Genomic DNA, 10,956 nt, shown 5'->3' on the forward strand with positions numbered 1-10,956 from the left:
TACAGGTCCTTTAAAAACATCAATTAGGGAAGGGAAATTCTTTACTATATTACTAGTAATGAGATTGCTAATATAATAGGGGGTAAATTAGCAAACAAGGAAAATCCAAAAAAATATTTTATAATTACAATTGTAATCATGTATCTTCAAATTCTCCGAATTATAAAAATCATATAATCATGGCACTTCTCTCCCTATACTCACTTACAAATATGACATATACAATGGTCAGAAATAGTATTAAATTCACGACCATCCTTGTGGTACTGATCTTTATATTTCTGTCAAAATCTGGTTACAGCCAGGTGTCTGATTTACCATTTTATTATGAAAAGAACCTGCCATTAACCGGACATCCTCCGAAGGTTGAAGAATATTATTATGAATATCATTCTCAAACAAAAGCTCATTATTATAATCATTTTATTGAATATGATCTACAGGGAAGGGTAAAGAAACATATTAAAACCAATGAAGGGTTGCTGGATGATGTACCTCTGATATTTCAATCTATCATTGATCCAAGACCAGTTACCATTACATGTTCCTTTGAATATGATGATAATAACAGACTGGTGTATTTTGTAAGAAATCAGCAACAGGTAGAAGTGGACGATTGGAGGCAGGATGAAGAATGGATATATGATACTTACGGAGCCATTATGGAACATAATTTCTGGGATGTGTCAGAGGGACAAAAAGTTATTAAAAATCCTTCAGTAAGGTGGAAATATCAGAGAAATGATAAAGGACAAGTAGTAAGAGTTGAAAAACAAAGCTATTCCTTTAGTGCAGCAGGTCTTGTTTTGAGTGAAATAACTGAATTTGGATACAAACAGGATGTGTTGGATACTATTTCAGTTTATCGAGTACTCAATGGAAATGTTAATCTTAAGGAAAGACGCTTCCAGCTTAGCTTTCAGAGATACAATGATTTACTTCCTGATTCTATCCTTTTATCTTCCTTTGTTAGTATTGTATCATCAAGTGATACTACACTTCAGACGATCACTTATGACGAGCAAAACAGGAAGCTTTCATCTTACACTGTTGGAACATCAGATGACACAATTTCTCATATAGATTGGGTGTATGATGAGTTTTCTGTTAAACAAACTTCTAATAACATTGACAGACTTGAAATTTACTATGATGAAACAGGTTATGAAAAATATAGGGAAGATTTTCAGAACAACCAATCACTTGCTGTTCCAGCTGACCTTAATACGCGCGTTCTAAATAACGGTAAAATGATTAGTGCACTTAGAGAAATATGGGATCCTGTAACTTATTTTTACCGAAAGGATACTGAATATCTTTATTACTATGATATCACGTCAATAAAGGCAGGATATTCTGTAAGAAATAAGATTTCTGTATATCCTAATCCCGGATCAGGCACATTTTATCTTGATAGGTCTAATGATGTGGTAGAGCTTAATTTATATGCAACGGATGGTAAAGTATGGAAGTTTTCCCCAGGAGCAAGCTTCACATCAGAATGTTCTGCAGGGATCTATTTACTTGTAATAAAAATGAAAGATGGTAGTGTTGAAAAGACGAGGATAGTTATCGAGTAAGAGAGCTGATAAGATATCTATCTTAATAAAATTATTTGTTCTTCAATAGAAAAAAGAGAAAGGCCCAATCACCTTTCTCTTCCAGATAAAAATATAGTAAGCTTAAAAAGTGAGATTTTTCTGAGCTGCCTGTTTTTTTATGGCTTCTATCATCGCTTTGTCTAGCGTATTTTCAGGAGCTTCAGATTTTTTCTGTTCAACAATATATTTTTCTCTTTGCACATTTAATTGTTGTATTTCTGTCTTGATTTTTTCTCTGTCAGCCTTCTTCGTTTCAATATACTTCTGCTTCTGAGCTATAGTCATACTTTGCATTTCCTGAGGTAGATCAGAGGTTTGAACTTCTTCTACTTTGAAGTCTTTTTCATCTGAGGCATCTACCAAATCCCAGCTTTTGTTTTTATAAACATATGAGCTCTTGCTCACTGCTCTGTTTACTTTATTTTCTTTGCCGTATTTCTCAGCATTAGCATCTTGTTCTACCTGTTTTATTTTCTTTTCCTTACCAAGATTACCATATTCAATATATGTGGTATTTAATTGAGTGTTCAGGTCAGAAATTTTGTCATCATATGGAGATGGTATATAAACTGTCTTTCTATCCTGTTCAATACTCATATAATTCCCTTTGGTAATGTCCGCTCCACTTTTCCAAAGGCCATTAATCCCTTCCTGATATGGACCACAGTAAATTGTATTGACAATCACATTTCTGGAGCTTGCGAGTGCACAGGCCTTTTGATATGGAACTCCTCCCTGGTTAAACGGCTCATTTCCTGCTATGAAGATTACCTGCAAATCGTTTCCATCTGGAGACCAGTCCAGCTGATTGCATGCTGTCTGTATCACATGGCCACAAAATTCGCTACCTCCATTGGTCGTCAGTTTAAAGAGATCTTCTGAAATTTTATCAAGATCATCAGTAAGTGGAGTAACCATTTTGATATAACCTTCCATAGCGCTAAGTCTGTCATTTCCATATTCATATAAAGCTATCTGGATTGTAGGTTTGATACCATCACACTTAGCCTGAGCAAGTTCATTGACAATTGTCCAGAGTTGGGATTTAGCCTGATCTATCAGTCCATCCATACTGTTACTGGTATCCAGTAGAAGTGCGACTTTAATCTTCTTTTGCTGGGGCGATGGATTCGGAGGTGTTAATGCTTCTTCAGTACTTTTCTTTTTAAATAGCGAAAGGATGTTATTTCCGTAGAGAGAACAGGCAAAAGCAAACCAAAATGTAGTAAGCAGGAAAATGTTTTTTTTTCTCATTAGCATATCCATAAGCGTTTTATTTTTTCAGAAAGGTATATGGAATAAAGACATGCGTAAAGTGAAACTGAGCCAACATACGGTTCTACTTAGTGAACTTGTCTCAGGACTTAGTGAAAATATTTATAGTAATGTAAAAATCTGTTAGTCAATTATTTTGTAATTTTGTCGTTGATGGTTTTAAATGAATTGTGATGCGGAAATTAGTATTGATAGTTATTGTGCTGTTAGTAGGAGTGCATCTTCAGGCACAGGATAAAAAGATAAAAAAGATTAGTAAGTCTTCAATGGCTCCGGATCCTGCTTATTCACTTATAAATAAAGCTGAAAATATAGCTAGTAAAGATCCCGCCAAGGCTATTGATTACATCCAGGAAGCTTTGACTTTAAACCTTAAGGAAGGAGATAAAAGAGTAGAAGGATTATGTTACAAGTTGCTTGGAGAAATTAATACAAATCAAGGTATATATTCCAAAGGTCAGGAGAACTTTCTGAAAGCACTTGAGATCTTCAGAAGTTTAAAGGAATTTGACCTTGTAACTGAGACTCTTATTGGCTTGTCTCTTTCATATGAAAAAAGTAATAATTCTAAAGAGGCTATTGAAATTAATAATCAATTAATTAAAGATGCATTAACTAAATCCAATAAAAGGGATCAGATTAAATGGAGAAATAAAAACGGGGATCTGTATCTGCTACTCGGAAATTATCAGCAGGCTTTAGCAGAATATACTACTGTACTTGCTATAGAAGAAAAGGATAAAAACAAAGAAGGAATAATTGAGGCGAACAACAGGATAGGAAAGGTTTACCTGGAACAGGAAAAAACGAACAAGGCTATTCAGCATTATGAAAAACTTGAAGAAATAGCAGAGGGAAGCAAGGATGAAAAAACCAAGGCGGACATTTACAATAACATTAGTCGCGCTTATAGCAAGCAAAACAGAATTGATGATGCATTAAAGGCTAAGCAGAAATCATTAGAGGCAAATATAAAGCTTGACGATAAAAATACATTGGCAAAAGAATATGTTGATGTCGGCAATTTATACCTGGAACAAAAGAGTTCTGCGAATGCAGTACCTTTTATTGAAAAAGGAATTCAGCTTTCTGAAGAATCCGGAGATCTGATAAAAAAAGCTGATGGATTAAAAGCCTTGTCAAAGGCTTATAAAGAATCAGGTAATATTAAGAAGGCAACGGCTTTGTATGAAGAATATCTATCTCTAAAAGATTCTATTTTGTCAAAGAAGGAATATGAGTTGAATAATTTTTTATATGGAAAAGATGATCTTATTTCCAGACAAAAGAAGTTAGAAATACTGGAAAAGGATATGGCTCTGAATCAAAAGACCATTGACTTGTTACGAAAGGATCAGAAGATCAGAGAGGCTGGATTGAAGCGTCAGCAACTGATTATCTATGGCTTATTGTCAGGGCTCTTGCTTGTATTTGGCAGTTCGTGGATAGTATTTGCCAGCTCACGTAAAAGAAGGATTTCCAATCAGCAGCTGGCATTAAAATCCTTGAGTAGTCAGATGAATCCTCATTTTATTTTTAATGCATTGAATTCAGTGAATAACTTCATAGCAAAAAATGATGAAAGATCTGCTAATAAATACTTATCTGATTTTTCAAAATTAATGAGAGCAGTAATGGAAAACAGTCAGCACGACTTTGTTCCGATGGCCACAGAAATAAAGATACTTGAGTTATACCTGCAGCTGGAACATTCACGCTTCCCGGATAAGTTTGACTATAATTTTGAAATAGATGAATCCATAAACAGGGAAATTGAAATTCCTCCTATGTTGATTCAGCCCTATATTGAAAATGCAGTATGGCATGGATTAAGATATAAAGAGGATAAGGGAATTCTCAATGTTAAAGTTTCTCAGGTACAGGGTGGTATAGAGGTAGTGATTGAAGACAATGGTATAGGAAGAAAGAAGTCTAAAGAACTTAAGACCCAGAATCAAAAAGAAAGTACTTCTCTTGGTATGAAGAATATTGAAAGCAGACTTGGAATTATTAATGAATTATACAAAACGCAGATGAAAGTTGTGATAGAAGATCAGGATGCTGCCAGTCAGTCTGGTACAAAGGTTATAATCACAATTGGCACAAAATAAACTCAGGTCGGATATGGTATTGAAAGCAGTTATTGTAGATGATGAAGTTTCTGGCAGAGAGACATTGTCGCATTATATTCAAAAGTATTGTGAGGATGTGGAAATAGTAGGTTTTGCAGATTCAGTAAAATCAGGTTTGGAGGTTATTGAAAAGAGTAAACCGGATATACTTTTCCTTGATGTGGAGATGCCATATGGCAATGCCTTTGATTTGCTGGAGCAGGTGAAAGAAATAACATTTGAAACTGTATTTGTGACTGCCTTCAGCAATTATGCAATGAAAGCTCTCAATTGCAGTGCTGCTTATTATATTCTCAAACCTATAGATATAGATGAACTGGTTGCAGCTGTTGATAAAATAAAAGCTCAAAGGGAAAAGTCGAAAGAATTCATTCATACTAAAATTCTTATTGAGAATATTAATATTGTAAATAAGCAATTGCAGAAGATTGTATTGCCTACAATGGAAGGGTTTGAGGTAGTTCAAGTGAAAGATATTATAAGGTGTCAGGCAAATGATAATTTTACAGATATCATTTTAGCAGAAGGTAAAAAGATGCTTATCTGTCGAACTCTGAAATACTTTGAAGGATTATTGGAAGACTATGATTTTATGCGGGTACACAAATCTCATCTGATCAATATCCAATTTATTAAAAGATACAGGAAGGGTAAAGGTGGACAGGTAGTAATGTCTGATGGTTCTGAAATTGATGTCTCTCCGGCAAAGAAACAGGATTTACTTGACCGTTTTGGATAGAACTTTTTATACTAATAGAGTTTATTTTTGTTTTTTATTTTTCATTAATCTCTTTTCCCTAAGTGGTAAACCCTTTGGAAACATTGAGATTTGATCAATGTTATTTTTGATATTTTAAACTCTATGAAAATCAGTGTAATAATTCCCACTTTTCAGGAAGAGGAGAATGTTGGACGATTAATCAAGTATCTTAAAAGACAAGCAAACACCGCTCTTTTGCAGGAGATCATAATTGCTGATGGCAATAGTGATGATGAGACTGTAACGATCGCCCGCCAGCAGGGAGCCAGGGTTTTGCCATGTCCTGTAAGAGGAAGGGCGGCACAAATGAATTATGCTGCAGCGCGCGCAACCGGAGATATTCTTTATTTCTTGCATGCCAATACTTTTCCTCCGAAAGGTTTCTGTGACGATATTATTTTTGCAGTGAAGGAAGGTTATTCTGCAGGCTGCTTCAGGCTTAAGGTTGATCATAATCACTGGTTTTTACAGCTGAACTGCTGGTTTACCCGATTTGACTCTGATTATGTAAAATTTGGTGATCAAAGTTTATTCATAACTAAAGAACAGTTTAATCATTGCAATGGCTTTGATGAAAAGCTTTATTTTCTTGAAGATCTGGAATTAATTCAAAGAATTAAAAGTAATGCTAAGTTCAAAATTGTTAGCAAGCATGTTCTGATTTCTGCGAAAAAGTATCTTGAGAAAGGCATTTATAAACTTCAGATGACATTTTTTCTGTTGTTTATTATGTATAAATTAAAGTATTCTCAGGATAAAATGCTGGAGGCCTACAAACGAATGACTCATTCCAGATAAAATCGATTGAAAGAAACAAAAAAATGTCCGATAATTGTTATCTGTTAGTTGTACTTTATCCAAAGTATATAAAGATTACTATGTTGAACAAACTAAAGTTTCTTTCATTTGCATCTTTGCTCCTTGCTTTTTGCTTGACATCATGTGCAAAATCAAAGGTGAAGGAAAACAATTCTAATGTTAAAGAAGAAATCATAGATCCAATGGCGAATATTGATACTGCCACATTCGGAGCGGGATGCTTCTGGTGTGTTGAGGCAATTTTTCAAGGCATGAAAGGTGTGCAGAAAGTTGTGTCAGGGTATACAGGTGGACAAGTTGAAAATCCTACTTATAAAGAAGTTTGTACCGGTAATACCGGTCACGCTGAAGTGATTCAGGTTTATTATGATCCTGCAGTGGTTTCTTTCAAAGACTTGCTGGAGGTATTCTGGCAAACCCATGATCCTACTACTCTGAACAGGCAGGGCAATGATGTTGGTACTCAATACCGCTCATCGGTTTTTTATCATAATGCAGAACAAAAAGAACTAGCGGAGAAATATAAAAAAGAGCTTGATCATTCAGGAGCATTCAGCAGCCCTATTGTAACAGAAATTGTACCTATCAGTAAATTTTTCCCTGCAGAAGACTATCATCAGAATTACTTTAATTTGAATCAGGGACAACCGTATTGTACCTATGTAATAAAGCCAAAGGTTGAAAAATTCAAAAAAGTGTTTGGTGATAAGGTGAAAAAATAATCAGCTTTTTGCCAACAAGAATTGAACTATGATAAATAAGATCATAGATAATATTGAAAGGGAAAATCCTGTCTCGTTGGATTTTACAAATAGAGCTGCACAACTGGCTGCCATGGCTAGCAGAATCAAGAATGTAAAAGGGTAGTAGATTGAAAAGCCATCAGCATAATTTAACTTTTCATCTGAAATTGGATGGCAGGATTTTACTATACCAAAGATGGGAGTGATGTCTACACTGATTGTATCATAGGGTGTTATAGAGTTAGCTGTTTCAGAGTTAAAATTAAAATCAATTTTTGAACTCTGTATTTCATGATTGAAGTGATCCGTATAGTTTGAGGTTTTAGCTTCAAAGTGTGAAATATCTTCTACGATCGTATTATCATATCTTTGAGAAATCATATAATCGATACAAAGGATGAGGCAAAAAAAGAATACAAAAGAGGAAAAAAACTTTCCTTTTAATGCATAGCTTTTATAAGGGTCTTTGTTTTTAAACTTCTGTTTGCCAGGAGATTTATGAAAAGGTCTGTGGCTGTCTGTAGTCGATTTTTCTCCGGAATAGCTTGCTTTTGATTGAAATGACTGATTTAACCGGAAATCATAATTATTTTTTTTGACAGGATCACTAAGTACATCATATGCTTCGTTAATTTCCTGAAATACAGCTTTAGCCTGAGAAGATGGATTTTTGTCAGGATGAAATTGCAAAGCAAGTTTTCGGTATGCTTTTTTAATTTCCTCCGAAGAAGCTGTGGATGAAAGATGTAAAACTTTGTAATAGTCCTTCAATTTCAACAAATTTGCCTGTTTTTAATAATTTTCCTTTGGTGTAAATATTCTTCTGAGTTCGGAAAAAATTTCGCCAAAGAAAGTATTAATTTAGGAAAATTAGCGAAGATTTAATTAATGAATTTTAAAAAAATAATTACGTTTATCACATTGTGTTTCTGTCCTTTTTTGCTTTTTGCTGAAGGGAAAAAAACTTTTTTTGTAGGCCGTTCACTGTATTTCTGGGTTTTGCTAGGTGGGGGAGTTTATATCTTTTACCTGTATCATATTAATAAAGCTGAAAAGAAGGAGTTTTTTAAAATTCCTTTTGTCCGGTCGCTTTCCTTGTCATTGATACTGCTGCTGTTATCTTTTTTTGCAATCAATTTTTTTATTAAAGAACCTGATATAATAAAAAGTCCGACAGAAGCTTTTGATGAAGAATATTTACCGGTAAAGGATTTAAATCAAAAGGAGGATTTATATATCAGAAAACTGGAAATGTCTTTTTCTGATCCGGATCTAAATTTTGAATGTATTCAGAATCATTTCAGAATACCTCAGTCCTGGGAAGAGAATAGTCGATATTATGAAAGAGATGATTATACATTATTGAATTTTTTTTCTGACAGACTAAACTTTAGTGATTCTGCTTATGTGGATCAGGCAAGATTGTCTATAGGATTGTTCAAATATTTTTCCGATAGTCTTCCTTCAGCCATATCTTATTTCAATAGCGTAAACAACAGGAACCTTCCATATTTGAATTATTATTCAGCCGTTACTTATCTGAAAACCGGTGATACTCTGAAGGCCAAAAGGTTTTTTAGTAATGCTATTCAGATCAATGATGTTTTTAAAAATGCAGCATTTGAAGAATATACTTTGCTTCTTGAAAAATATAATGATGAAGAAGGTGTCAAAAAATTACTCTACTCAGCCAAGACTGAACAGTTTGTGCCATTTCAAATGGCAACAAAATTCTATTTCCTTAATGGAGATTATATAAAATACTATTTAAAAGTTCTATCTCATTCATTCAAAGATTTTAAGTGGACTGGGTTTTTAGCTGCCTTGGGAATTATGTTGGTCTGGTTGTTTTATATTATCCGTATCGATATTTATGAAAAGGAAGATTGGTTTCCCTTACTATTAACGCTCTTGTATGGAATGACGTTTACATTCCTTGCATTCTTCTTTTATGATTTTTTCAGATACTACTTATATTTTGACAGGTCTGGAAATTTTTGGAATGATTTATTGTATTGCATTTTTGGGATAGGTGCTATTGAAGAATTTGTTAAGATTATTCCTCTATTCTTACTTGTTGCTTTTTTTTCTGAGCACTTGAATGAGGCTTATGACTATATTCTGTATGCATGTCTTAGCGCATTAGGGTTTGCGTTTGTTGAAAATATCCTGTATTTCGATGGAGACCTTGCTGGAATTGTACAAGGCAGGGGAATGACATCGGTTCCTTCTCACATGATTGCATCATCCATAGTTGCATATGGCTTTGTATTAAGTAAATACAGATTTAAAAATTTCCCCCTCTGGATTTCGTTTCCTGTGTTTTTTCTGCTTGGCAGCATTACACATGGATTGTACGACTTTTGGATTTTTAAACAGGTTTTCCCTGTATTTCTTTTACACTTTGTGATTTCTGTTTCAGTATGGATCATTATTATCAATAATTGCATGAATAATTCACCTTATTTCAACTACAAAATGAAATACAGGTCTGAAAACATGCAAACCTATATGGCAGTATCTTTAACCGCAATTTTTGTGCTTCAGTATGCTTTGGTGGCATGGGAGAGAGGTCCTTCAATAGCAGGACATTCTCTGACGACTGCATTTATCATAGGGGGAATCTTTACTGTTTACTATACGGACAAATTAACCAATATGGACCTTGTAAAAGGTTACTGGAATACAATATCAGTTCATTCTGTTACAGACAAAAGGAGAAACAATGCATTCAACCTTCGCTTGTTTTTTGTAAGGCTTATTTCAGGAGATATTATTCCTCATCATTTTGTCGGCGACAAAGTCAGTCTTTCTTGTGAAAAAAATAATCTTAAGTTGCTTACTCATTTTCCACATCCGATTAATGGAGAGATCATTGATAGGCTTGTTGTCACTTGCAAAGTTCCAGGGACTGGACACTTGTTCAAAGATCCATACTGGTTTAAATTAATAACTGAAGAATCAATAAGTCCTGGTGCTGATCCTGAAACAATATTTTTATTCAGATTTTCTGATGATCAACCGGCCTTTAATGAAAACAAACCATTGTTAATTCATTTGTACTGTTTTAGAAATCACCATGTCAAAGACGACCTACTTCAGAAAGAAGATCTAAGGTCATTGGGAAAGGCAATGTTGAGATTAAGGTCAGTTGAGTAAGCCTTTAAAATTATTATTCATATTGATAAAGTTATCTGAGGTGTTTGATTTAGGTCCTTATGCGGACTGCTAGAGAAGGCATGCATGACTTCACTCTAGCTAATCTTGGCATTTTTGATTGAATCTTCATGACTTGCTCCCGAACTATTATAAGTCCTTGACTCTTCTTTATGCATAATAGAAGGTAATTCTTCCCAGTTCATTATACTATATTCTTTACTCAATTTGGAAAGGTTGTATGACCTTGGATGCCATATTGAAGATCTGCTTGATCAAAATGTAATCCCCGTTCTATTTCTCTAACTACTGTAATTTAAAGGCTAAACTGTAATCTCGTTGGCTGTGCTTTCGCCTTAGGTGTGTGAGGCTTGTCATATTGTTGATTTCGGTGTCAACTTATTACAGGATGACAGTACTATAAAAGAAAAGACTGCCCTTTTGAGACAGCCTTTTCTTTTACAAAGTTT

At 34.3% G+C, this 10,956-nt stretch carries 8 protein-coding genes; 6 read left to right on the forward strand and 2 right to left on the reverse strand.

Going from position 1 to position 10,956, the window contains the following annotated elements:
- Nucleotides 1-179: 179 nt before the first annotated feature.
- Entirely contained in the window at nucleotides 180-1,580 is a 1,401-nt protein-coding gene (locus J7604_RS16350; protein ID WP_293897633.1) for a T9SS type A sorting domain-containing protein, read from the forward strand.
- A 102-nt stretch (nucleotides 1,581-1,682) separates the two neighbouring features.
- On the opposite strand, the gene J7604_RS16355 is transcribed toward J7604_RS16350, so the two are convergent.
- A complete protein-coding gene (locus tag J7604_RS16355) occupies nucleotides 1,683-2,855 on the reverse strand; it encodes a VWA domain-containing protein (RefSeq protein WP_293897636.1) in 1,173 nt (390 codons plus the stop codon).
- A gap of 194 nt (nucleotides 2,856-3,049) precedes the next feature.
- Between J7604_RS16355 and J7604_RS16360 the strand changes: the two genes are divergently transcribed.
- The 4 genes from J7604_RS16360 (at nucleotide 3,050) to msrA (ending at nucleotide 7,309) form a co-directional block, all read left to right on the forward strand.
- Nucleotides 3,050-4,987: a tetratricopeptide repeat protein gene (locus tag J7604_RS16360; RefSeq protein WP_293897639.1), complete on the forward strand. Its 1,938-nt coding sequence runs from the start codon at nucleotides 3,050-3,052 to the stop codon at nucleotides 4,985-4,987.
- A 13-nt stretch (nucleotides 4,988-5,000) separates the two neighbouring features.
- Entirely contained in the window at nucleotides 5,001-5,747 is a 747-nt protein-coding gene (locus J7604_RS16365) for a LytTR family DNA-binding domain-containing protein (RefSeq protein WP_293897642.1), read from the forward strand.
- 123 nt (nucleotides 5,748-5,870) lie between these two features.
- Entirely contained in the window at nucleotides 5,871-6,566 is a 696-nt protein-coding gene (locus J7604_RS16370) for a TIGR04283 family arsenosugar biosynthesis glycosyltransferase (RefSeq protein ID WP_293897645.1), read from the forward strand.
- A 203-nt stretch (nucleotides 6,567-6,769) separates the two neighbouring features.
- Nucleotides 6,770-7,309, forward strand: coding sequence for a peptide-methionine (S)-S-oxide reductase MsrA (msrA, locus tag J7604_RS16375; protein WP_293897967.1), 540 nt, complete (start codon nucleotides 6,770-6,772; stop codon nucleotides 7,307-7,309).
- On the opposite strand, the gene J7604_RS16380 is transcribed toward msrA, so the two are convergent.
- The gene (locus J7604_RS16380; RefSeq protein WP_293897648.1) at nucleotides 7,310-8,110 is read right to left on the reverse strand and encodes a DnaJ domain-containing protein; all 801 of its coding nucleotides are present in this window, start codon (nucleotides 8,108-8,110) and stop codon (nucleotides 7,310-7,312) included.
- Nucleotides 8,111-8,218: 108 nt separating this feature from the next.
- Here J7604_RS16380 and J7604_RS16385 point away from each other — a divergent pair, with 108 nt between their 5' ends.
- Entirely contained in the window at nucleotides 8,219-10,489 is a 2,271-nt protein-coding gene (locus tag J7604_RS16385; RefSeq protein ID WP_293897651.1) for a PrsW family intramembrane metalloprotease, read from the forward strand.
- Nucleotides 10,490-10,956: the final 467 nt, after the last annotated feature.

The sequence above is a fragment of the Sporocytophaga sp. genome, from assembly GCF_017745095.1.
Lineage (GTDB): Bacteria > Bacteroidota > Bacteroidia > Cytophagales > Cytophagaceae > Sporocytophaga.